The sequence below is a fragment of the Streptomyces rectiviolaceus genome, from assembly GCF_039533825.1.
GTDB lineage: Bacteria > Actinomycetota > Actinomycetes > Streptomycetales > Streptomycetaceae > Streptomyces > Streptomyces rectiviolaceus.
Genome location: NZ_BAAAUG010000031.1, coordinates 135,160 through 158,889, shown reverse-complemented (window position 1 = coordinate 158,889; position 23,730 = coordinate 135,160). Strand labels below are relative to the sequence as shown.

General features: G+C 69.0%; 21 protein-coding genes. 14 read left to right on the top strand and 7 right to left on the bottom strand.

Annotated features, from left to right (window positions below):
* The coding region (locus ABD378_RS11025) for a helix-turn-helix domain-containing protein (RefSeq protein ID WP_344520421.1) at window positions 1-306 on the top strand (306 nt) is incomplete at its 5' end.
* 151 nt (window positions 307-457) lie between these two features.
* Window positions 458-1,246 carry a phosphatase gene (locus tag ABD378_RS11020; protein ID WP_344520420.1) on the top strand — a complete coding sequence of 263 codons (789 nt, stop codon included), beginning with the start codon at window positions 458-460 and terminating at the stop codon, window positions 1,244-1,246.
* Window position 1,247: 1 nt separating this feature from the next.
* Here ABD378_RS11020 and ABD378_RS11015 read toward each other — a convergent pair whose 3' ends face one another.
* From ABD378_RS11015 to ABD378_RS11000, 4 genes are all read right to left on the bottom strand, one after another.
* On the bottom strand, window positions 1,248-2,237 hold the full coding sequence (locus ABD378_RS11015) for a cation diffusion facilitator family transporter (protein WP_344520418.1): 990 nt from the start codon (window positions 2,235-2,237) through the stop codon (window positions 1,248-1,250).
* Window positions 2,238-2,257: 20 nt separating this feature from the next.
* Window positions 2,258-3,127, bottom strand: a complete 870-nt coding sequence (locus tag ABD378_RS11010; RefSeq protein ID WP_344520417.1) for an acyl-CoA thioesterase — start codon at window positions 3,125-3,127, stop codon at window positions 2,258-2,260.
* Window positions 3,128-3,168: 41 nt separating this feature from the next.
* A complete protein-coding gene (locus ABD378_RS11005; protein ID WP_344520416.1) occupies window positions 3,169-4,326 on the bottom strand; it encodes an acyl-CoA dehydrogenase family protein in 1,158 nt (385 codons plus the stop codon).
* Between the two features lie 129 nt (window positions 4,327-4,455).
* Window positions 4,456-5,046 (bottom strand): SACE_7040 family transcriptional regulator, encoded by a 591-nt coding sequence (locus ABD378_RS11000; RefSeq protein ID WP_344520415.1) that lies wholly within the window; start codon window positions 5,044-5,046, stop codon window positions 4,456-4,458.
* A gap of 87 nt (window positions 5,047-5,133) precedes the next feature.
* On the opposite strand from ABD378_RS11000, the gene ABD378_RS10995 reads away from it, so the two are divergent.
* The 9 genes from ABD378_RS10995 (at window position 5,134) to ABD378_RS10955 (ending at window position 17,274) form a co-directional block, all read left to right on the top strand.
* A complete protein-coding gene (locus ABD378_RS10995) occupies window positions 5,134-6,750 on the top strand; it encodes a carboxyl transferase domain-containing protein (protein ID WP_344520414.1) in 1,617 nt (538 codons plus the stop codon).
* A 35-nt stretch (window positions 6,751-6,785) separates the two neighbouring features.
* On the top strand, window positions 6,786-8,732 hold the full coding sequence (locus ABD378_RS10990; protein ID WP_344520413.1) for an acetyl-CoA carboxylase biotin carboxylase subunit: 1,947 nt from the start codon (window positions 6,786-6,788) through the stop codon (window positions 8,730-8,732).
* Window positions 8,729-9,727, top strand: coding sequence for a hydroxymethylglutaryl-CoA lyase (locus ABD378_RS10985; protein ID WP_344520412.1), 999 nt, complete (start codon window positions 8,729-8,731; stop codon window positions 9,725-9,727). Before ABD378_RS10990 ends, ABD378_RS10985 begins: the two co-directional genes overlap by 4 nt.
* Before the next feature lie 6 nt (window positions 9,728-9,733).
* The gene (locus ABD378_RS10980) at window positions 9,734-10,888 is read left to right on the top strand and encodes an acyl-CoA dehydrogenase family protein (RefSeq protein WP_344520411.1); all 1,155 of its coding nucleotides are present in this window, start codon (window positions 9,734-9,736) and stop codon (window positions 10,886-10,888) included.
* 119 nt (window positions 10,889-11,007) lie between these two features.
* Window positions 11,008-12,045, top strand: coding sequence for an ABC transporter substrate-binding protein (locus ABD378_RS10975; RefSeq protein ID WP_344520410.1), 1,038 nt, complete (start codon window positions 11,008-11,010; stop codon window positions 12,043-12,045).
* A 175-nt stretch (window positions 12,046-12,220) separates the two neighbouring features.
* Window positions 12,221-13,669, top strand: a complete 1,449-nt coding sequence (locus ABD378_RS10970) for a pyridoxal phosphate-dependent decarboxylase family protein (RefSeq protein ID WP_344520409.1) — start codon at window positions 12,221-12,223, stop codon at window positions 13,667-13,669.
* Window positions 13,653-14,936: a lysine N(6)-hydroxylase/L-ornithine N(5)-oxygenase family protein gene (locus ABD378_RS10965; RefSeq protein WP_453086959.1), complete on the top strand. Its 1,284-nt coding sequence runs from the start codon at window positions 13,653-13,655 to the stop codon at window positions 14,934-14,936. Before ABD378_RS10970 ends, ABD378_RS10965 begins: the two co-directional genes overlap by 17 nt.
* Window positions 14,933-15,511 carry a GNAT family N-acetyltransferase gene (locus tag ABD378_RS10960; RefSeq protein WP_344520408.1) on the top strand — a complete coding sequence of 193 codons (579 nt, stop codon included), beginning with the start codon at window positions 14,933-14,935 and terminating at the stop codon, window positions 15,509-15,511. Before ABD378_RS10965 ends, ABD378_RS10960 begins: the two co-directional genes overlap by 4 nt.
* The gene (locus ABD378_RS10955) at window positions 15,508-17,274 is read left to right on the top strand and encodes an IucA/IucC family protein (protein WP_344520407.1); all 1,767 of its coding nucleotides are present in this window, start codon (window positions 15,508-15,510) and stop codon (window positions 17,272-17,274) included. The genes ABD378_RS10960 and ABD378_RS10955 overlap by 4 nt, the downstream gene beginning before the upstream one ends.
* A 76-nt stretch (window positions 17,275-17,350) precedes the next feature.
* On the opposite strand, the gene ABD378_RS10950 is transcribed toward ABD378_RS10955, so the two are convergent.
* Window positions 17,351-18,976, bottom strand: coding sequence for a beta-N-acetylhexosaminidase (locus tag ABD378_RS10950; RefSeq protein ID WP_344520406.1), 1,626 nt, complete (start codon window positions 18,974-18,976; stop codon window positions 17,351-17,353).
* 129 nt (window positions 18,977-19,105) lie between these two features.
* On the opposite strand from ABD378_RS10950, the gene ABD378_RS10945 reads away from it, so the two are divergent.
* From ABD378_RS10945 to glmS, 3 genes are all read left to right on the top strand, one after another.
* Window positions 19,106-19,990, top strand: coding sequence for a DUF4429 domain-containing protein (locus ABD378_RS10945; protein WP_344520405.1), 885 nt, complete (start codon window positions 19,106-19,108; stop codon window positions 19,988-19,990).
* A 133-nt stretch (window positions 19,991-20,123) separates the two neighbouring features.
* On the top strand, window positions 20,124-20,381 hold the full coding sequence (locus ABD378_RS10940; RefSeq protein WP_344520404.1) for a hypothetical protein: 258 nt from the start codon (window positions 20,124-20,126) through the stop codon (window positions 20,379-20,381).
* A 10-nt stretch (window positions 20,382-20,391) separates the two neighbouring features.
* Window positions 20,392-22,209, top strand: a complete 1,818-nt coding sequence (gene glmS, locus ABD378_RS10935; RefSeq protein ID WP_344520403.1) for a glutamine--fructose-6-phosphate transaminase (isomerizing) — start codon at window positions 20,392-20,394, stop codon at window positions 22,207-22,209.
* 117 nt (window positions 22,210-22,326) lie between these two features.
* Here glmS and ABD378_RS10930 read toward each other — a convergent pair whose 3' ends face one another.
* Together ABD378_RS10930 and ABD378_RS10925 are read right to left on the bottom strand one after the other, a co-directional pair.
* A complete protein-coding gene (locus ABD378_RS10930) occupies window positions 22,327-22,896 on the bottom strand; it encodes a GPR1/FUN34/YaaH family transporter (RefSeq protein WP_344520402.1) in 570 nt (189 codons plus the stop codon).
* A 152-nt stretch (window positions 22,897-23,048) separates the two neighbouring features.
* Window positions 23,049-23,573 (bottom strand): universal stress protein, encoded by a 525-nt coding sequence (locus ABD378_RS10925; RefSeq protein ID WP_135333169.1) that lies wholly within the window; start codon window positions 23,571-23,573, stop codon window positions 23,049-23,051.
* Between the last annotated feature and the right edge of the window lie 157 nt (window positions 23,574-23,730).

Genomic DNA, 23,730 nt, shown 5'->3' with positions numbered 1-23,730 from the left:
GCCGAGGCCACCCGCGCGCCGCTGGTCCGGCACCGCGAGGCGGGCATCGCAGCTCTGGTGGAGCCCGCCGAGGCCGCCGCCCACGCGCGCGTGCTGCTCGCCCCGCTCGGCGGCAGCGAGGCGCTCACCGAGACCCTGCGCACCTGGCTCTCCCTGCACGGCAGTTGGGACCGCACGGCAACGGCGCTGGGGGTACACCGCAATACGGTGCGGCAGCGCATCACCCGGTGCGCGGCACTACTGGGGTCGGACTTGGACGACCCGGACGTACGGATGGAACTGTGGTTCGCGCTGAGGGCCCCGTAAGGGGCGCGGGGAACTGCACGACAAGCCACAACGCCCGCAGACAAAGAAGGCCCCACCCCGCCCAAGCCAAGCGCAGCGCATCGCGCAGGTCACAAGTCCACGGTTCGGGACTGCCCGCCACCAGCCGGTCACCGACGGCAGAATGGGACCCATGCCAATACCCAGCCGCGCCGCGCTTGTCGACCACCTCGTACGCTCCCGCATCGCGGGAGACGTCGCCACGCCCCGCGAGAACAACCTCAGCCACTACAGGAAGCTCGCGAACGGCGACCGCCACTACTGGCTCGGCCTGGAGCTCGGTGACCGCTGGACCGACGAGCAGGACGTCCTCGCGGTGATGGCCGAGCGGTGCGGCGTGATCGACGACGCCGAGTTCCGGCACGGGCAGGACACCATCGACCCGGAGCTGACGGTCGACGCACTGGAGCGGATGGCGGCGCGCCTGCGCAAGGCGGCCGCCGGCAAGGAGAGGGTCCTTTTCGCCACCGGCCACCCCGGGGGCCTGCTCGACGTGCACCGCGCGACGGCGGCCGCCCTGCGCACGGCGGGCTGCGAGATCGTCGTCATCCCGGAGGGCCTCACCGCCGACGAGGGCATGGTCTTCCAGTTCGCGGACGTGGCGATGCTGGAGCGCGGCGCGACCCTGTGGCACACCCACTCCCCCGAGCCGATGAACGCGATCCTGGACGGCCTGGAGCGCGAGGGCCGCCCGCTGCCGAACCTGGTCGTCGCGGACCACGGCTGGGCCGGACGGGCGGGCCAGCGCGGCATCGACTCCGTCGGGTACGCGGACTGCAACGACCCCGCGCTGTTCATCGGCGAGGCCGAGGGCACCGTCCAGGTGACGGTCCCGCTGGACGACCACGTCACGAGCCCGCGCCTCTATGACCCGATGACGGCCTACCTCCTTGACGCCGCGGGCCTCACGCCGGAGGCCTGAGTCACGGCCACGGGTTGAGCCCTTCCTCGCGCCGCTGGGCGTACCCCGGCGTCGGGTCCAGATAGACCCGGCGTACGCCGGGAAACCGCTCCCGCAGCCGACGCTCGGCCTGTTCGCAGGCCCACTCGATCTCCGCGGCCGTGGAGGCATCACGGAAGTCGACCTTGGCGGCAACCAGTGCCTCGCGCGGCCCCTGGAGCAGCGTCGTCAGTTCGAGCACGGCCTCGACGTGCTCGGAGGCAAGCAGCACGTCACGGATCTCCTTACGCATGGGCTTCGGCAGCGGACACCCGATGAGGAGCTGGGCGTTGCTGCGGCCGAGCACCCAGGCGACGTACAGGAGCAGCGCGCCGATGCAGAGCGAGGCCACGCCGTCCCACACGCCGGACCCCGTGAGCTGACCGCCCAGCAGCCCGCCGACGGCGAGCACGAGGCCGGTGAGCGCGGCGGCGTCCTCCAGGACGACGGCCTTCACGGCTGTGTCGGGCGTGTAGCGGAGATAGCGCCCGAAGGACGTCTCGAAGCGCGCCGCCTCGCCGCGCGCCTGTCTGACGCCGGTGCGCAGCGAATAGCCCTCCAGGAGGAAGGCGACGGCGAGCACGATGTACGAGATGAGCGGGTCGCCTAGCTCCTCGCCCGCCACCAGCGTGTGGATGCCGTCGTAGATCGAGAAGACGGCGCCGCCTACGAAGGTGGCGACGGCCGCGAGCATCGCCCAGATGTAGCGCTCGGGGCCGTAGCCCAGCGGATGGTCCTCGTCGGCGGGCTTCTCGCTCCGTTTCAGGGCGGTGAGGAGCAGCACCTCGGTGACGGTGTCGGCCAAGGAGTGCGCCGCTTCGGAGAGCATCGCGCTCGACCCGCTGATGACACCTGCGACGGCCTTGGCGACGGCGATCCCGAGATTGGCGACAGCGGCGACGATGACGGTGAAGGTGCTCTCGCCGCTGCCTTCTGACGGCTCGGGCTGACTGCTGTCCACCGGCTCACTCATGTATCGGACCGTATGTCCGATCAGCGCGGGACGCGAACGACGCCTTCCTGAATCACCGTCACCGCGAGCTGCCCGTCCCGCGTCCAGATCCGCGCCTGCCCCAGGCCACGCCCTCCGGACGCCGAGGGCGACTCCTGGTCGTACAGGAGCCATTCGTCGGCCCTGAAGGGGCGGTGGAACCACATCGCGTGGTCGAGCGAGGCGCCGACGACGTCACCGACCGCCCAGCCGCCCCGGCCGTGCGCGAGCAGCACCGAGTCGAGCAGCGTCATGTCGGAGACGTACGTGGCGAGGCACACGTGCAGCAGGGACTCGTCGATACCGCCGTCGAGCTTGCCGTTCGTGCGGAACCACACCTGGGAGCGCGGCTCGCGCGGCTGCCCGACCGATGCCCAGGGCGGTGCGTCCACGTAGCGCAGGTCGACGGCCGCGCGGGCCTCGATCAGACGGTCGGCTACGTGCTGCGGCAAGTGGCGCGGCAGCATCTCGGCGGCGGTCGGCAGTGTCTCCGGGTCCGGCGCCGAAGGCATCCCCGTCTGGTGCTCCAGGCCCTCCTCGTACGTCTGGAAGGACGCGGAAAGGTGGAATATCGGCTGCCCGTGCTGGACGGCGACGACCCGGCGCGTGGTGAAGGAGCGGCCGTCGCGGATCCGGTCGACGGTGTAGACGATCGGCGCGCCCGGGTCCCCCGCACGCAGGAAGTACGCGTGCAGGGAGTGGGCGGGCCGGTCGGCGGGGACCGTGCGTCCTGCCGCCACCAGCGCCTGGGCGGCTACCTGGCCGCCGAAGACGCGCGGGACGAGCGCCGAACGGCTCACGCCCCGGAATATGTCCTCCTCGATCTGCTCCAGGTCGAGCAGATCGAGGAGTGACTCAAGTGCCTTGTTCATGAATCCAGTTCTACAGGGCGGTCTTTACAGGCCCATGTCCTTTACAGGCCCATGTTCTTGGCGATGATCATCTTCATGACCTCGCTGGTGCCGCCGTAGATGCGGTTGACGCGGTTGTCCGCGTACAGGCGGGCGATGGGGTACTCGTTCATGAAGCCGTAGCCGCCGTGCAGCTGGAGGCACTTGTCGATGACGCGGTGCGCGACCTCGGTGTTGAACAGCTTCGCGGACGCGGCCTCGGCCGCGGTCAGCTCGCCCGCGTCCAGGGCCTCCAGGGCGCGGTCGGCGACGGCCTCGGCGGCGTCCACCTCGGCCTGGCAGGCGGCAAGCTCGAACTTGGTGTTCTGGAAGGAGGCGACCGTCTTGCCGAAGACGGTGCGGTCCTGCACGTACTCCTTGGCGAACCGGACGGCGGCCTTGGCCTGCGCGTACGCGCCGTAGGCGATGCCCCAGCGCTCGGAGGGCAGGTTGCTGCCGAGGTAGTAGAAGCCCTTGTTCTCCTCGCCGAGGAGGTCCTCGACGGGGACCTTGACGTCGACGAACGCCAGCTCGGCGGTGTCGGAGGTCTTCAGGCCGAGCTTGTCGAGCTTGCGGCCGATGGAGTAGCCGTCGGACTTGGTGTCGACGGCGAAGAGGGAGATGCCGAAGCGGCGGTCCTCGGCGGTGGGCGCGGAGGTACGCGCGCAGACGATCACGCGGTCGGCGTGCACACCGCCGGTGATGAAGGTCTTGGAGCCGTTGAGGACGTAGTGCGTGCCGTCCTCGGAGAGCTTGGCCGTGGTCTTCATGCCCGCGAGGTCGGAGCCGGTGCCCGGCTCGGTCATCGCCAGGGCCCACATCTCCTCGGCGGAGACGAACTTCTCGAGGTAGCGCTTCTTCTGCTCGTCGGTGGCGAGCGCCTTGATGTACGGCAGGGCGAGCAGCACGTGCACACCGGAGCCGCCGAAGCTGACGCCCGCGCGGGCCGTCTCCTCGTACTGGATGGCCTCGAACTTGTGCGACTCGATGCCCGCGCCGCCGAACTCCTCGGGGACGCTGATGCCGAAGATGCCGAGCTCGGCGAGCTTGTAGTAGAACTCGCGCGGCACCTGACCCGCGGCGAACCACTCCTCGTGGACCGGGACGACCTCGGCCTCGATGAAGGCGCGCAGGGTCTCCCGGAACGCCTCGTGGTCCTCATTGAAAACGGTACGGCGCACGGAGCACTCCTTCGATACGGCACCAGGCTCGACCAAGCGCCACACGACTAAGCGCTTGCTCAGACAAACGTTACCCGCCGGTCACCGGGCCGTCCAGAGAGAAGTCCTGTCGCTCCCGTCACGCCGCCGTCACGTCGCCGTCGCCGCGAACGCCCCGCGCGCGAGGCTGTGCAGCAGCTCCGCCATGGCCGTCCGGCTGGGCAGCGCGTCGCGCCGGCTCAGGTGCGGCGTGGAGTTGAGCAGCCCGAAGACCGCGTGCACGGAGACGCGGGCCGCGTTCTCGGCGAGGTCCGGATAGACCTTGCGCACGACGTCGACCCAGATCTCCACGTACTGCCGCTGGAGCTGGCGGACCAGCTTGCGGTCGGTGTCCCGCAGCCGGTCGAGCTCGCGGTCGTGCAGGGTGATCAGGGAGCGGTCGTCCAGGGCGAAGTCGATGTGCCCCTCGATGAGCGCGTCGAGCACCCGCTCCGGCGACCCGTCCGCTTCGGCCACACACCGCTTGCCGCCGGTCAGGAGCTGCCCGCTGATGCCGACGAGCAGCTCGGCGAGCATCGCGTCCTTGCCCGCGAAGTGGCGGTAGAGGCCCGGCCCGCTGATGCCGACGGCCGCTCCTATCTCGTCCACTCCGACTCCATGGAAGCCGCGCTCGGCGAAGAGCCGGGCGGCTTCCCTGAGGATCTGCTCGCGACGGGTGGGGGCGTCGGTTCTGGTGGCCATGGAATCAATTCTAGACAGGGCGGTTAGCGCTCGTTAACCTATTGGAAATGCGTTAACGCTCATTAACCGAGCAAGGGGGCTCGACTGATGCTGCAGGCACCGGTGCTGGTGAGCGCGGCTGATCCCGCGTCCGAAGCATGGCGGACGAACGAGGCGGCGCACACCGCCCTCGTCGACGACCTGCGGGCCAAGCTCGCCGCGGCCAGGCTCGGCGGTGGCGAGCGGGCCCGGGCCCGTCATGTCGCGCGCGGCAAGCTGCTGCCCCGCGACCGCGTGGACGCCTTGCTCGACCCCGGATCACCCTTCCTGGAGCTGGCACCGCTCGCGGCCGACGGCCTGTACGGCGGGGACGCCCCGGCGGCCGGGGTCATCGCCGGCATCGGCCGGGTCTCCGGGCGCACGTGCGTGATCGTCGCCAACGACGCCACCGTCAAGGGCGGGACGTACTACCCGATGACGGTGAAGAAGCATCTGCGCGCCCAGGAGGTCGCGCTGGAGAACCGCCTCCCCTGCCTGTATCTGGTGGACTCGGGCGGCGCCTTCCTGCCCATGCAGGACGACGTCTTCCCGGACCGCGAGCACTTCGGGCGGATCTTCTACAACCAGGCGCGGATGTCCGGTGCGGGCGTCCCGCAGATCGCGGCCGTGCTCGGCTCGTGCACGGCGGGCGGTGCCTATGTCCCCGCGATGAGCGACGAGGCCGTGATCGTCCGCAATCAAGGGACGATCTTCCTCGGCGGCCCGCCCCTGGTGAAGGCCGCGACCGGCGAGGTCGTGACGGCCGAGGAGCTGGGCGGCGGCGAGGTCCACTCCCGGGTCTCCGGGGTGACGGACCACCTCGCGGAGGACGACGCGCACGCGCTGCGGATCGTGCGGACGATCGTCTCCACGCTCCCCGACCGCGCCGAACTCCCCTGGTCCGTCCGCCCGGTCGAGGAGCCGAAGGCCGATCCGGCCGGGCTCTACGGAGCGGTGCCGACGGACTCCCGCACCCCCTATGACGTCCGCGAGGTCATCGCGCGCGTGGTCGACGGCTCGCGCTTCGCCGAGTTCAAGGCGGAGTACGGCCAGACGCTCGTGACGGGCTTCGCCCACCTCCACGGCCACCCGGTCGGCATCATCGCGAACAACGGCATCCTGTTCTCCGAGTCCGCCCAGAAGGGCGCCCACTTCATCGAGCTGTGCGACCAGCGCGGCATCCCCCTGGTCTTCCTGCAGAACATCTCCGGCTTCATGGTCGGCCGGGACTATGAGGCGGGCGGCATCGCCAAGCACGGCGCCAAGATGGTCACGGCGGTGGCCTGCACACGCGTGCCGAAGCTGACGGTCGTGATCGGCGGTTCGTACGGCGCGGGGAACTACTCGATGTGCGGCCGGGCCTACTCCCCCCGCTTCCTGTGGATGTGGCCGAACGCCAAGATCTCCGTCATGGGCGGCGAGCAGGCGGCCTCGGTCCTCGCGACCGTCAAGCGCGACCAGTTGGAGTCGCGGGGCGAGGAGTGGTCGGACGCGGACGAGCAGGCCTTCAAGGACCCGGTCCGCGCCCAGTACGAACAGCAGGGCAACGCCTATTACGCCACCGCGCGGCTGTGGGACGACGGCGTGATCGACCCCATGGAGACCCGGCAGGTCCTCGGCCTCGCCCTGACCGCGTGTGCCGAGGCTCCGCTGGGCGAGCCCGGCTTCGGCGTCTTCCGGATGTGAGGCGGACGATGACTGACTTCAGCAGGAGAGGGACGATGTTCGACACCGTGCTGGTCGCCAACCGAGGCGAGATCGCGGTCCGCGTGATCCGGACGCTGCGGGCGCTCGGCGTGCGCTCGGTCGCCGTGTTCAGCGACGCGGACGCGGACGCCCGGCACGTCCGGGAGGCCGACACGGCGGTACGGATCGGCCCGCCCCCGGCCGCCGAGAGCTACCTGTCGGCCGAGCGGCTGCTCGAAGCGGCGGCCCGCAGCGGCGCCCAGGCCGTCCATCCGGGGTACGGCTTCCTCGCGGAGAACGCGGAGTTCGCGCGGGCCTGCGCGGATGCGGGCCTGGTCTTCATCGGGCCGCCCGCCTCGGCGATCGACCTGATGGGCGACAAGATCCGCGCCAAGGAGACGGTCAAGGCCGCCGGGGTCCCGGTGGTCCCCGGCTCATCGGGCAGCGGCCTGACCGATGAACAACTGGCCGCCGCCGCCCGGGAGATCGGCATGCCGGTGCTGCTCAAGCCATCAGCGGGCGGCGGCGGCAAGGGCATGCGGCTCGTGCGGGACGCATCGCTGCTCGCGGACGAGATCGCCGCCGCGCGGCGCGAGGCGAGGTCCTCCTTCGGTGACGACACGCTGCTCGTGGAGCGGTGGATCGACCGCCCCCGGCACATCGAGATCCAGGTCCTCGCGGACGGCCACGGCCATGTGATCCACCTCGGCGAGCGCGAGTGCTCGCTCCAGCGCCGCCACCAGAAGATCATCGAAGAGGCACCCAGCGTCCTGCTCGACGAGGCCACGCGCGCGTCGATGGGCGAGGCGGCGGTCCAGGCGGCGCGCTCCTGCGGGTATGCGGGCGCGGGCACGGTGGAGTTCATCGTGCCGGGCAAGGACCCGGCTTCGTACTACTTCATGGAGATGAACACACGTCTCCAGGTGGAGCACCCGGTCACGGAGCTGATCACCGGCATCGACCTGGTGGAGTGGCAGCTGCGAGTCGCCGCCGGTGAGGAACTCCCGTACGGGCAGGACGACATCACGCTCACGGGCCACGCGATCGAGGCGCGCGTCTGCGCCGAAGACCCATCCCGCGGCTTCCTGCCGTCCGGCGGGACGGTCCTCGCGCTGCACGAGCCGCAGGGCGACGGCGTGCGGACCGACTCCGGGCTGAGCGAGGGCACGGAGGTCGGGAGCCTGTACGACCCGATGCTGTCGAAGGTCATCGCGTACGGCGCCGACCGCCCGACCGCGCTGCGCAAGCTGCGCGCCGCCCTTGCGGAGACGGTCACCCTGGGCGTGCCGACCAACGCGGGGTTCCTGCGGCGGCTCCTCGCCCACCCGGCGGTGGTCTCCGGGGAGTTGGACACGGGCCTGGTGGAGCGCGAGGCGGACGGCCTGATCCCCGAAGGGGTACCGGACGAGGTGTACGGGGCCGCGGCAGCGGTCCGCACCGCCGCCCTGGAACCCACCGGCGACGGCTGGCGAGACCCCTTCTCGGTGCCGGAGGGCTGGCGCCTTGGCGGCACCCCGGCCCCGCTCACGCACCACTTCCGCGTGCCGGGGCACGAGCCTGTCGCGCACATCGCGGGCGAGGGCCCGCGCACGGTGGAGCCTGGCCGCGTCACGGTCCATGTGGACGGCATCACCCATACGTTCCACCGCGCGGGCGACTGGCTGGGCCGGGACGGCGACGCCTGGCACGTCCAGGACTTCGACCCCGTCGAGGCGAGCCTCACCGGCGCCGCCCACAGCGGGGCCGACGCCCTGACCGCCCCCATGCCCGGCACGGTCACGGTCGTCAAGGTGTCCACCGGCGACCGCGTGACCCAGGGGCAGAGCCTCCTCGTGGTGGAGGCCATGAAGATGGAGCACGTCATCTCCGCCCCGCACGCGGGCACCGTCAGCGAACTCGACGTCACACCGGGCTCGACCGTCGCCATGGACCAGGTCCTGGCCGTGGTGATCCCCGACGAGGCGGAGGAGGACAAGAAATGACCGCCGAAGCAACCACCGGAGCACGGCCCGGCGGCCTCCCCATGGTCGTCCCCGCCCAGGACCTCCCACCCCGCGTCCGCATCTACGAAGTGGGCGCACGGGACGGCCTGCAGAACGAGAAGGCGGTCGTCCCCACGGAGATCAAGGCGGAGTTCATCCGCCGCCTCGCCGCCGCGGGCCTCACGACCGTCGAAGCGACCAGCTTCGTGCACCCCAAGTGGGTGCCCCAACTTGCCGACTCCGAGCAGCTGTTCCCGCTCGTACGGGACCTCGAACAGGACCTCGAACGGGACGGGGCGGCGAAGCTCCCCGTCCTGGTGCCGAACGACCGCGGCCTGGACCGCGCCCTGGCGCTCGGCGCCCGCGGCATCGCCGTCTTCGTCAGCGCCACGGAGTCCTTCGCCAAGGCCAACCTCAACCGCACGATGGCCGAGGCGCTCGCGATGTCGGAGCCGGTCGTGGCCCGCGCCCACGAGCAGAAGGTGCATGTGCGGGGCTATCTCTCCATGTGCTTCGGCGACCCGTGGGAGGGCCCGGTGCCCATCGCCCGGGTCGTCCGCACCGCGAAGGCCCTGCTCGACATGGGCTGTGACGAGCTGAGCCTCGGCGACACCATCGGCGTGGCCACGCCGGGCCATGTCCTCGCCCTGCTCGCCGAGTTGAACGAGGAGGGCGTGCCGACGGACCGCATCGGCGTGCACTTCCACGACACGTACGGCCAGGCGCTCTCCAACACCCTCGCCGCCCTGCAGCACGGCGTGCGCACGGTCGACTCCTCGGCGGGCGGCCTCGGCGGCTGTCCGTACGCGAAGAGCGCCACCGGCAACCTCGCCACGGAAGACCTCGTTTGGATGCTCGACGGCCTCGGCATCGAGACCGGCGTCGATCTCGGCCGGCTCACCGCCACCAGCGCGTGGATGGCCGAACAACTGGGCCGACCCAGCCCGTCCCGCACCGTCCGTGCCCTGACGGGCACCTCCCACCAGGAGCAGTGAAGAACGATGGACCACCGTCTGTCCCCTGAGCACGAGGAACTCCGCCGCACGGTCGAGGAGTTCGCGCACGACGTCGTCGCCCCGAAGATCGGCGACCTCTACGAACGCCACGAGTTCCCGTACGAGATCGTGCGCGAGATGGGCCGCATGGGCCTGTTCGGCCTGCCCTTCCCCGAGGAGTACGGCGGCATGGGCGGCGACTATCTCGCCCTCGGCATCGCGCTCGAAGAGCTGGCGCGTGTCGACTCCTCGGTGGCGATCACCCTGGAGGCGGGCGTATCCCTCGGCGCCATGCCGATCCACCTCTTCGGCACGGAGGAGCAGAAGCGCGAGTGGCTGCCCCGGCTCTGTTCCGGTGAACTCCTGGGCGCCTTCGGCCTGACCGAGCCGGACGGCGGCTCGGACGCGAGCGGCACCCGTACGACCGCGGTGCGGGACGGCGACGAGTGGGTGATCAACGGCTCCAAGTGCTTCATCACCAACTCCGGCACGGACATCACGGGGCTGGTCACGGTCACCGCCGTCACCGGCCGCAAGGCGGACGGCCGTCCGCTCATCTCCTCGATCATCGTGCCGTCCGGGACCCCCGGCTTCACGGTCGCGGCGCCGTACTCGAAGGTCGGCTGGAACGCGTCGGACACCCGCGAGCTGGCCTTCTCGGACGTGCGGGTCCCGGTGGCGAACCTCCTGGGCGAAGAGGGGCGCGGCTATGCCCAGTTCCTGCGGATCCTCGACGAGGGCCGGGTCGCGATCTCCGCGCTCGCGACGGGCCTCGCGCAGGGCTGCGTCGACGAGTCCGTGAAGTACGCCAAGGAACGGCACGCCTTCGGGAAGCCGATCGGGGCGAACCAAGCGATCCAGTTCAAGATCGCGGACATGGAGATGCGGGCGCACATGGCCCGGGTCGGCTGGCGGGACGCGGCGTCGCGCCTCGTCGGCGGCGAGTCCTTCAAGAAGGAGGCGGCCATCGCGAAGCTCTACTCCTCCACGGTCGCGGTCGACAACGCCCGTGAGGCCACGCAGATCCACGGCGGGTACGGCTTCATGAACGAGTACCCCGTGGCACGGATGTGGCGGGACTCCAAGATCCTGGAGATCGGCGAGGGGACCAGCGAGGTCCAGCGCATGCTGATCGCCCGGGAGCTGGGGTTCGCGGGATAACACCCGCACACCTGGGAAGGCGACCGCGGGGGCCACTGGACAGCTGCTTAGGTTAGGTTAACCTAAGCGCTAGTTCCGGCCAGTGGCCCGCCGTCGTCTTCACGAAAGCAGAGACCCATATGTCCCACTCCCGCCTCCCTCAGCCCTCCCGCCGCGGCATTCTCGCCGCCGGCGGCGCCCTCGGCCTCACGGCCCTGCTGGCAGCCTGCGGGGACGAGAAGAAGGACGGCTCGGGCGCGGCCGACTCCGGGGACTCCGGCCCCTGGAGCTTCAAGGACGACCGCGGCACGACCGCCAAGAGCAAGGGGACGCCGAAGAACATCGTCGCCTTCACCGGCGTCGCCGCGGCCCTCTTCGACTACGGCATCGAGGTCAAGGGCGTCTTCGGCCCGACGAAGACCAAGGACGGCAAGGCCGATGTCCAGGCCGGTGACATGGACATCAGCAAGCTGACGATCCTCGGCAACGAATGGGGCAAGTTCAACATCGAGAAGTACGCGGGCCTCGCCCCCGACCTCCTCGTCTCCACGATGTTCGACGAAGCGGGCACCCTCTGGTCCGTTCCCGAGGAGAGCAAGGACAAGATCCTCAAGCTCGCCCCCAGCGTCGGCATCAGCGTCTACGACCGCCAGATGACACAGCCCCTCCAGCGCCTCCTCGCACTCGCCGAGTCGCTCGGCGCGGACGTGAAGGCCGACAAGGTCGTCAAGGCGAAGAAGCGCTTCGAGGCCGCCGCCGAGCGGCTGCGCAAGGTCGCCAAGGCGAACAAGGACATCAAGGTCCTCGTCGGCTCGGCGAGTCAGGACATCTTCTACGTCTCCGGGACGAACCTCTCCGCGGACCTGGAGTACTTCAAGTCCCTCGGCGTGAACTTCGTCGAGCCGTCCGAGCGCGCCAAGAAGGCGAGCGGCGGCTGGTTCGAGAACCTGAGCTGGGAGAACGTCAACAAGCACGCCGCGGACGTCATCATGATGGACAACCGCACCGCCACCATCCAGCCCGCCGACATCGAGAAGCCGACCTGGGCGAAGCTGCCCGCGGTCAAGGCCGGCCAGGTCATCCCCCGCGTCACCGAGCCCATTTACTCGTACGACAAGTGCGCCCCGATCCTCGAGGACCTCGCCGACGCGATCGAGAAGGCCAAGAAGGTCAGCTGACCCGCTCTCCCCCACACGCGAGCGCATGCGCACAACAGCCCTCTCCGCATTCCGGAGAGGGCTGTTCCGTTTTTGTGCCTCCTGGTGACCACAGGGACCCCCTGGGTTTAACACGCAAGGAAGTTAGGTTAGGCTTACCTCACTTCCCCCAAGTCCCCTCACCCAGAGGAAGTTCATGCGCTCGCACCTGCTCAACGACACCACCGCGGAGCGTTACCGCAGTTCCGTGACCGAAGGAGTCGAGCGGGTGGCGGCCAGGATCGCCACCACGTCCCGCCCTTTCACCGGCATATCCGTCGACGACCTCGCGCCCCGCATCGAGGCCGTCGACCTGGACGAGCCGCTGCACGACACCATCGCCGCCCTGGACGAGCTCGACGAGCTCTACCTGCGCGACGCCGTGTACTTCCACCATCCCCGCTACCTCGCGCACCTCAACTGCCCGGTCGTCATCCCGGCCGTGCTCGGCGAGGCCGTGCTCTCCGCCGTCAACTCTTCCCTCGACACCTGGGATCAGTCCGCGGGCGGCACACTGATCGAGCGCCGTCTCATCGACTGGACAGCCGAACGCATCGGGCTCGGCCCGGCCGCCGACGGCGTGTTCACGAGCGGCGGCTCGCAGTCCAACCTCCAGGCCATGCTGCTCGCCCGCGAGGAAGCGGCCAAGGCGGGCAAGCCCGCCGACCAGCTGCGCATCTTCGCCTCTGAGGTCGGTCACTTCAGCATCCAGAAGGCCGCGACGCTGCTCGGCCTCGGCGAGGACGCCGTGATCGTCATCCCCACCGATCACAACAAGCGCATGCAGACCGTGGCACTCGCCCACGAACTGGAGCGCTGCCTGGACGACGACCTCACCCCCATGGCGGTCGTCGCCACCGCGGGCACCACCGACTTCGGGTCCATCGACCCGCTCCCCGAGATCGCCGAACTGTGCGAGCAGTACGGCACCTGGATGCACGTCGACGCGGCATACGGCTGCGGTCTGCTCGCCTCGCTCAAGAACCGTCACCTCATCGACGGCATCGAGCGCGCCGACTCCGTGACCGTCGACTACCACAAGTCCTTCTTCCAGCCGGTGAGTTCCTCCGCCGTCCTGGTCCGGGACCGGGCGACGCTGAGCCACGCGACGTACCACGCGGAGTACCTCAACCCGCGCCGCATGGTGCAGGAGCGCATCCCCAACCAGGTCGACAAGTCCCTCCAGACCACGCGCCGCTTCGACGCCCTGAAGCTGTGGATGACACTGCGCGTGATGGGCGCCGACGCCATCGGCGAACTCTTCGACTCCGTCTGCGACATGGCGGACGACGGCTGGCGGCTGCTCGCCGCCGACCCCCGCTACGACGTCGTCGTGGAGCCCCAGCTCTCCACGCTCGTCTTCCGCTACATCCCCGAGTCGATCTGCGACCCGTCCGCCATCGACCGCGCCAACCTGTACGCCCGCAAGGCCCTGTTCGCCTCCGGTGACGCCGTCGTCGCGGGCACCAAGGTCGGCGAGCGCCAGTACCTCAAGTTCACCTTGCTCAATCCCGAGACCACGGTCGCCGACATCACGGCCGTCCTCGATCTGATCGCCGGCCACGCCGAGCAGTACCTGGGAGAGACCCTTGACCGCGCTTCCTGATCACCGAGAATCACTGGAACCTCTGGACTTCATCGGTATCGGCCTTGGCCCCTTCAACCTCGGTCTCGCCTGTCTGACCGAACCCATCGACGAGCTGAACGGCCTCTTCCTGGAGTCCAAGCCGGACTTCGAGTGGCACTCGGGCATGTTCCTGGAGGGCGCTCACCTCCAGACCCCGTTCATGTCGGACCTCGTCACCCTGGCGGACCCGACGTCCCCCTACTCCTTCCTCAACTACCTGAAGGAATCGGGGCGGCTCTACTCGTTCTACATCCGCGAGAACTTCTATCCGCTGCGCACCGAGTACAACGACTACTGCCGCTGGGCCGCCGCGAAGCTCTCCTCGGTCCGCTTCAGCACGACGGTGACGGAGGTGACGTACGCCGATGATCTGTACGTCGTCCACACCACGACCGGCGACACCTTCCGCGCCCGCCACCTCGTCCTGGGGACCGGCACCCCGCCGCACATCCCCGAGTCGTGCGCGGACCTCGGCGGGGACTTCATCCACAACTCCCGCTATCTGCAGTCCAAGCAGGAGCTCCAGCGGAAGGATTCGATCACGCTCGTCGGCAGCGGCCAGTCCGCCGCCGAGATCTACTACGACCTCCTGAGCGAGATCGACGTCCACGGCTACAAGCTCAACTGGGTCACGCGCTCCCCGCGCTTCTTCCCCCTCGAGTACACGAAGCTGACGCTGGAGATGACCTCTCCGGAGTATGTCGACTACTTCCACGCCCTGCCGGAAGCGACCCGCTACCGCCTGCAGGATCAGCAGAAGACGCTCTTCAAGGGCATCGACGGCGACCTGATCAACGAGATCTTCGACCTGCTCTACCAGAAGAACCTCGGCGGCCCGGTGCCGACGCGTCTGCTCACCAACTCCTCGCTGCAGAGCGCGCGTCACGAGAACGGCACCTACAGCCTGGGCCTGCACCAGGACGAGCAGGGCAAGGACTTCGAGCTTGAGTCCGAGGGCCTGATCCTCGCCACCGGCTATCAGTACGTCACGCCCGACTTCCTTGAGCCGGTGCGCGACCGGATCCGCTGGGACGGCCGCGGCCGCTTCGAGGTCGCCCGCAACTACTCGATCGACACCACGGGACGCGGCATCTTCCTGCAGAACGGCGCCGTGCACGCCCACTCCCTGACCAGCCCCGATCTGGGCATGGGCCCGTACCGCAACGCGTACATCATCGGTGAGCTGCTCGGCTCCGAGTACTACCCCGTCGAGAAGTCCATCGCGTTCCAGGAGTTCGCCGTATGAGCAACACTTCAGAACACACTTCAGACCTGACCCTGCGCCCCCTCGATCCGCTGAAGGACGCCGAGCTCCTGCACGGCTGGGTCACCCACCCCAAGGCCTCGTTCTGGATGATGCAGGACGCCACGCTGCCGGACGTCGAGCGCGAGTACATGGCGATCGCCGCCCACGAGCACCACGACGCGTTCATCGGCCTGCACAAAGGCGTCCCCGCCTTCCTGATGGAGCGCTACGACCCGCGACACGTCGAGCTGGTCGGCCTCTACGACCCCGAGCCCGGCGACGTGGGCATGCACTTCCTCACCGCGCCCTCCGACGTCCGCATCCCCGGCTTCACGCGTGACGTGATCACCAAGGTCATGGCGACGCTCTTCGCCGACCCTGCGGTCCAGCGCGTGGTGGTCGAGCCCGACGTCGACAACAAGGCCGTGCACGCCCTCAACGAAGCCGTCGGGTTCCGCGCGGCCGAGGTCATCCAGAAGCCGGAGAAGAAGGCTCTGCTGAGCTTCTGCACCCGGGAGCAGTTCGAAGCAGCAGTACGCGAACAAGCAGTACGTGAAAGGGAATCGGCGATATGACCCTGTCCGACGCCACGGCGCACCTCTCCCCCGAGCGCTGGGAGCAGGCCAACCGCCTCCTCATCCGCAAGGCCATCGCCGAGTTCGCCCACGAGCGGCTCTTCACCCCGGAGCCCCTGGGTGACGACAAATACGTCATCCGCAGCGACGACGCCCTGACCCGCTACCGCTTCACCGCCAAGCGGCTCAGGCTCGACCACTGGCAGGTGGACGCCGACTCCATATCCCGGCACCGCGACGGCACCGAACTCCCGCTGAACGCCCTCGACTTCTTCATCGAGCTGCGTACGGCGCTCGGCTTGAGCGACGAGATCCTGCCGGTCTACCTGGAGGAGATCTCCTCCACCCTCTCCGGCACCTGCTACAAACTCACCAAGCCCGCGATCCCGGCCGCCGAGCTCTCCCGCTCCGGCTTCCAGGAGATCGAGACGGGCATGACCGAGGGCCACCCCTGCTTCGTCGCCAACAACGGGCGGCTCGGCTTCGGCGTGCACGAGTACCTCTCGTACGCTCCCGAGACCGCGAGCCCCGTACGCCTCGTGTGGCTGGCGGCGAGCAAGGAGCGCGCCGCGTTCACGGCGGGCGCGGGCATCGACTACGAGTCGTTCTTCCGGGCCGAGCTGGGCCAGGAGACCCTGGAGCGCTTCGACCGCAAACTCCGCGACCAGGGCCTGGACCCGGAGGACTATCTCCTGATCCCGGCACACCCCTGGCAGTGGTGGAACAAGCTGTCGGTGACCTTCGCGGCCGAGGTCGCCCAGCGGCATCTGGTCTGCCTGGGCGAGGGCGACGACGAGTACCTCGCCCAGCAGTCGATCCGTACGTTCTTCAACCAGAGCGACCCGGCCAAGCACTACGTCAAAACGGCCCTCTCGGTCATCAACATGGGCTTCATGCGCGGGCTTTCGGCCGCGTACATGGAGGCGACCCCGGCGATCAACGACTGGCTCGCGAACCTCATCGACACCGACGAGACCCTGAAGTCGACCGGCCTCACGATCATCCGCGAGCGCGCGGCCGTCGGCTATCGCCACCTGGAGTACGAGGCCGCGACCGACCGCTACTCCCCGTACCGCAAAATGCTCGCGGCCCTGTGGCGCGAGAGCCCCGTCCCGTCCCTCGCGGAGGGCGAGCAACTGGCCACGATGGCCTCGCTCCTGCACACCGACCGCGACGGCGCGTCCTTCGCGGGCGCCCTCATCGAGCGCTCGGGACTCACCCCCGCCGAGTGGCTGCGCGGCTATCTGCACGCCTACCTGACGCCGCTCCTGCACAGCTTCTACATGTACGACCTCGTCTTCATGCCGCACGGCGAGAACGTCATCCTGGTCCTGAAGGACGGCGTCGTACAGCGGGCGATCTTCAAGGACATCGCCGAGGAGATCGCGGTCATGGACCCGGACGCGGTGCTCCCGCCGACGGTGGAGCGGCTGCGGGTCGAGGTCCCCGACGACCAGAAGCTCCTGTCCATCTTCACGGACGTCTTCGACTGCTTCTTCCGCTTCCTGTCCGCGAACCTCGTCACCGAGGGCCTGGTGGACGAGGAGACGTTCTGGGGCGCCGTCGCCGAGTGCGTGAACGCCTACCAGGAGGCCACGCCCCAACTGGCGGACAAGTTCAAGCAGTTCGACATGTTCGCCCCCGAGTTCTCGCGCTCCTGCCTGAACCGGCTTCAGCTGCGGGACAACGAACAGATGGTGGACCTCGCCGATCCGGCGGGCGCGCTGCAACTGGTCGGGACGCTGAAGAACCCGATCGCTTAACCCCCTATGCCAGGTGGGGCTCGGGAGACGGTCCTCCCGAGCCCCACCTTCGTACACGCATCCTTAAGTACTGCTCCTAATTACCGGGCCAAGGCACGTCCGGCGCCTTGTAGTAGCCGATTCCCAACGCGTCCCAGCGCGGCCCCTGTTCGGCGAGCCGCACCTTGTACGTGTCCCAGTCGTGCGTCGACGCGGGCGACCAGCCGAGCTCGGCGATGCCGGGCAGCCGCGGGAACGCCATGTACTCGATGTGCGGGGAGGTCGAGATCGTCTCCGACCACAGCGGCGCCTCGACACCCTGGATCGAGTCCGCGGGCGCGCCCGTCAGGTACGTCCCCGGGTCCCAGTCGTAGCTGCGCTGCACCGAGACGTAGCCCGCCCAGGCCAGGCCCAGCGGGGTGTCCTTGTCGTACTTCATGTCGAGGTAGGCGCGGTCCGCGGGCGAGAGGACCAGCTTGGTGCCCTTCTTCGCCGCGTTCACGACCTGCTCGCGCTCGGCGGCACCGGTGGCGTCGTAGCCCCAGTACTGCGCGATGGCGCCCTTGGCGGGTGTGGCGCCGGTCAGCTGGTGCCAGCCGATCGCGGTCTTGCCGTACTTGGCGACCACGGGCTGCACCTTGTTCATGAACGCCACATAGTCCTCGTGGCTGGTGGAGTGCGCCTCGTCGCCGCCGATGTGGATGTACTTGCCGGGCGTCAGGGCGGCGATCTCACGGATGACGTCGTCCACGAAGTCGTACGTGACGTCCTTCTTCACGCACAGCGAGCTGAAGCCGACCTCGGTGCCGGTGTAGAGCGGGGGCGCGACGCCGTCGCAGTTCAGCTCGGCGTACGAGGCGAGCGCGGCGTTCGTGTGGCCCGGCATGTCGATCTCGGGGATCACCTCGAGCTGCCGCGATGCCGCGTACTGGACGATGTCCTTGTACTGGGCCTTGGTGTAGTAGCCGCCCTTGCCGCCGCCGACCTGCGTGGAGCCGCCGTACGTCGCGAGCTTGGGCCAGGAGTCGATCGCGATGCGCCAGCCCTGGTCGTCGCTCAGGTGCAGGTGCAGCTTGTTGACCTTGTAGAGCGACATCTGGTCGATGTAGCGCTTGACCTTGTCGACCGAGAAGAAGTGCCGCGACACGTCGAGCATCGCGCCGCGGTGTTCGTAGCGGGGCGAGTCCTTGATGGTGCCGCCCGCGACCAGCCAGGGGCCCTTCTGCCTGGTCTGCTTCTCGGCGGCCGCGGGAAGCTGCTGGCGCAGCGTCTGGACGCCGTAGAAGAGCCCGGCGGGCTTGCGGGCCGTGATGGTGACGGAGCCGCGCGAGGACTCCAGGCGGTAGCCCTCGCTGCCCAGGGACTTGTCCTTGGAGCTCAGCCGCAGCCGGATGCCGTCGCGGCCCTCGTCGTCGGTGACCTTCAGTGGGTAGCCGGTGGAGGGGCGCAGGACGCCCGCCAGATAGCTGCCGATCCGGTGCGCGTCACGCGAGTCGTCGTCGACCCGGATGCGGGTCTTGGAGTTGATCTCGTACGGGGATCCACCGGGGACGGCGGACGCGGGGGCCGGGACGATCTGGCCGAGCGGGGTCGGGGTGGTGGCCGTGGTTGCCTCCTTCACACCGCTGCCGCCGCCCGGCACAGCGGCCACGGACGAGAATCCGGCCGCGGCCACGAGCAGCAACGAGCCGAACAGGCGGGTCGATCTGTGGTGCTGTCTCACGAGCGGGTCCCTTCGACGGGCCATCACTGTGGTGCATCGCAATCGAACGGTCACCATGGGTACCTTGCGCCCCGTGGCGGGTCAAGGGTGTAGACCACTTCCGCCGCCCGCCGATGGAAGAATCCTCCCATGGCGGAAATCATCCAGCGCGACGGAACCTGGACCTTCGACGGAGAGACGCTGCGCCTTGTGCCGGGACGCGACAAGAACGTGTCTCTGCTGCGCAAGTCGCTGGGAGAACTGGCCGTGCCGCTGGGCGCGTTGGCGGGCATCGCCTTCGAACAGGGCAAGAAGTCGGGGCGCCTGAGGCTGCGGCTGCGGGACGGCGCGGATCCGTTGCTGCAGGCGGCCGGGGGCAAGTTCGGGGACGCGGATCCGTATCAGCTGACGGTGGAGTCGGACCGCTACGGCGTCGCGGAGTACGTCGTGGACGAGGTCCGCAACGCCCTCCTTGTCGAACAGGTGCCGGCCGCGTCCTGCGACAGCTATCTGCTGCCGGGACCCTCTGTGCCGCTCTCGGTGTCGGCGGGGGACGGCACGGCGAGCTTCGACGGCGAGCACATCCGTCTGGAGTGGAACTGGAAGACGGAGGAGGCGAAGTCGGCGGCCGGTACGCGGTCGCTGGCCCTTGCGGATGTGGCCGGGGTGGAGTGGCAGCCCGCCGTGGGCCTTGAGAACGGCTACCTCCGCTTCACTGTCCGGCACTCCCCCACGAAGGCCCCGCCGAAGTACGACCCGAACTCGGTCGAGCTGTGGGGGTTCAAGAAGGATCCGCTGATGGCGCTGGTCGCTGCGGCCGTGCAGGTGCGGTTGCCTCATCCGGCGGGGGCCTTGGCGGAGTCCTCGGAGGCGCCGCCTGCCCTGGCTGCGCAGTCCGCGCCTGCCGCTCCGGCCGAGGATGATCACGATGCGTTGCTGCGGCGCCTGCGGGAGCTCGGGGATCTGCATCAGACCGGGATACTCACCGATGAAGAGTTCGCCGCCGCCAAGCAGGCCGTCCTGAAACGGCTCTAGGACGCCGCTTCGCGGCGGATTTTTCCCGCCCACCCACCCGATTGCCCCGCATCGGGGCTGATTCTCGCCGCGCTCCTGCCCGATACCGGGCAGGATTGTTGCACCCAGAGGGCTGTTCCTTCAGGATCAACGAATGCACGACGACCTGGTGGACCACCTCACCCGCAGCACCCCGCTCCAGCGGGGCGAAGCCCTGCGGGTCATCCAGGACGTGCTCGCCTACTTCGACGAGACGACCGAAGAATTCGTCCGTCGCCGCCACCGCGAACTGCAAGGTCAGGGCCTGCTGAACGCGGCGATCTTCGAAAAGATCTCGGCGGATCTCACTTACCGCGCGGTCGCGCCGCCCGAGCTCACCCTCCGGCAGCTGCGTCGCATCATCTACGGCTAGGACACCCTCTATGTGTGGAATCGTCGGTTATATCGGCAAGCGTGACGTGGCCCCGCTCCTCCTCGAAGGCCTGCAGCGCCTGGAGTACCGCGGCTACGACTCCGCGGGCGTCGTCATCACCAGCCCCAAGGCCTCCGGCCTGAAGATGGTCAAGGCGAAGGGCCGCGTCCGCGACCTGGAGGCCAAGGTGCCCGCCCGCTTCAAGGGCACCACCGGCATCGCCCACACCCGCTGGGCCACGCACGGCGCCCCGTCCGACGAGAACGCCCACCCGCACATGTCGGGCGACAACAAGGTCGCCGTCGTCCACAACGGCATCATCGACAACGCATCCGAGCTGCGTGCCAAGCTCACCGCCGACGGCGTCGAGTTCCTCTCCGAGACGGACACCGAGGTCCTCACCCACCTCATCGCCCGCGCCCAGGCGGACAAGCTGGAGGACAAGGTCCGCGAGGCCCTGCGCCACATCGAGGGCACGTACGGCATCGCCGTCCTGCACGCCGACTTCAACGACCGCATCGTCGTCGCCCGCAACGGCTCCCCCGTCGTCCTCGGCATCGGCGAGAAGGAGATGTTCGTCGCCTCGGACGTCGCCGCGCTCGTCTCGCACACCCGCCAGGTCGTCACCCTCGACGACGGCGAGATGGCCACCCTCAAGGCCGACGACTACCGCACGTACACGACCGAGGGCTCGCGCACGACGGCCTCGCCGACCACCGTGGAGTGGGAGGCCGAGTCGTACGACATGGGCGGCCACGACACGTACATGCACAAGGAGATCTTCGAGCAGCCCGACGCCGTGGACCGCGTCCTGCGCGGCCGCATCGACGACCGCTTCTCCACCGTGCATCTCGGCGGCCTGAACCTCGACGCGCACGACGCCCGCAAGGTGCGCCGCGTCAAGATCCTCGGCTGCGGCACCTCGTACCACGCGGGCATGATCGGCGCCCAGATGATCGAGGAGCTGGCCCGCATCCCCGCCGACGCGGAGCCCGCGAGCGAGTTCCGCTACCGCAACGCGGTCGTGGACCCCGACACCCTCTACATCGCCGTCTCCCAGTCCGGCGAGACCTACGACGTGCTCGCCGCCGTCCAGGAGCTGAAGCGCAAGGGCGCCCGCGTCCTGGGCGTCGTGAACGTCGTCGGCTCCGCGATCGCCCGTGAGGCGGACGCGGGCGTGTACGTCCACGCGGGCCCGGAGGTCTGCGTCGTCTCGACCAAGTGCTTCACCAACACCACGGTCGCCTTCGGCCTGCTCGCCCTGCACCTGGGCCGCATCCGTGACCTGTCGGTCTCCGACGGCAAGCGGATCATCGAGGGCCTGCGCAAGCTGCCCGGTCAGATCTCGGAGATCCTCAAGCAGGAGGACGAGATCAAGAAGATCGCCAAGGAGTACGCGGACGCCCGCTCGATGCTCTTCATCGGACGCGTACGCGGCTACCCCGTCGCCCGCGAGGCCTCGCTCAAGCTCAAGGAGGTCTCGTACATCCACGCCGAGGCCTACCCCGCGTCCGAGCTCAAGCACGGCCCGCTCGCACTCATCGAGCCCGCGCTCCCGACGGTCGCGATCGTCCCGGACGACGACCTCCTGGAGAAGAACCGCGCCGCCCTGGAGGAGATCAAGGCCCGCAGCGGCAAGATCCTCGCCGTGGCGCACCAGGAGCAGGAGAAGGCCGACCAGACCATCCTCGTCCCGAAGAACGAGAACGAGCTGGACCCGATCCTGATGGGCATCCCGCTCCAGCTCCTCGCCTACCACACGGCGTTGGCCCTGGGCCGCGACATCGACAAGCCGCGCAACCTGGCCAAGTCGGTCACCGTCGAGTAGTCCCGCACCACAGAAGTGATCGCCCACAAGTGAACGACTCCCCGCACGTGCCACCAAGCGTGCGGGGAGTCGTTCTTCAGGGGCCGGGGGCGCCCATTCCCCCGACCCACGCCTGCCTCAGCCGGTAGCCGTCACTCCCCGGCCGGCAGGACGCCCGGGGAGGGCTGTGGGCCAGTGGGCCAGGGCTGCCGTCGCTCCGTACCAGGCGAGCAGGCCCGCGACCGCGGCGAACCAGCCGCCCGCCTCGGCGAGCCCGGCGCTGTCGCCGAACAGCGAGACGGCGATCAGGACGAGGGACACGAAGAGCAGACCGTACGTCCCCCGCGCGAGCGCGGCGCCGCCGGACGCCCCCAGGGCGAGGCTGAGCGTGACGAGCGCGAACAGGAGCAGGAAGAGGCCCGCCGCGTTGGCCGAGACCTGCGCGTCGGCCGAGACGCCCCAGGTGAACCAGAGCGCGCCGAGCGCGGTGAACGCGGTGCCGGTGAACGCGTCGCTGTCGCGGAACGCGAAGAGACCGGCGACGAACAGGGCGACGCCTCCCACGAACGTCGCGAGGGTGACGGCATCCGCCGCCGTCACTCCGTCGATCACTTCGGTGTGACCGATCCCGAAGGCCAACAGCGTGAGCCCCAGGGCGAGATGGCCGAGAGTGGAGGTGGTGCTTCCCGCAGAGACTTCGTTGTCCACGGCGGGCTCCCTTCATGTGCGGTGTGCAGTTGTTGTGCCACCTGTTCGTACCCTTCACAAGGGCACAAACCACCTCTACGCACGAGTAGATTTATCTACACAGGAAGGGAGTTGACGCCCCGTCGCCTCATCTCACCTGGGGCGGAGGTGCGTTACGGAATGACGACGACGGGTCGTTGCGCACGGCGCGCGAGCCGGCCCGCGACCGAACCGAAGATGCGCCCCACGATCCCGTGCGTCGATCCGACGACGATCGCGTCCGCCGAGTACTCCCGGCCGACCTCTTCGAGTTCGTGGCAGATGTCGCCGCCGCGCTCGACGAGGATCCATGGCACCTCGGCCAGATAGTCCGCACAGGCCAGTTCGAGCCCGAGCACTTCCGTGCGGTGGTCCGGCACGTCGACGAAGACCGGCGGCTCACAGCCCGCCCACACCGTGGTGGGGAGCCTGTTGGCGACATGCACGATGATCAGGCCGGAGCCGGAGCGATGGGCCATCCCGATCGCGTACGAGAGAGCGCGCTCACTGGAGGTCGAGCCGTCGAAGCCGACGACGACCCCGTGCCGGAAGGCCGGATCGCAGGAATGACGTGGTTCTTCCGCCGCCTGGGGGGTCGCCGTGGGATCGGCGACCTGCCGCTTGCGGTCCGCGGGTTCGGAGAATTCGTGACCGGCCATGGGTGTCTCGGCGAAGGAGTCCTCTGTGGGAGGGTCGGCTTTGTTCGGGTCTTACGGCGCAGTATGGAGCAGAACGGACAGGATCGGGCAGGGGTGAGGAGGAGCGGCGACGACCACCGGAGCTGTGTCCGGGAATCATCTTCCCAACCCCATACCC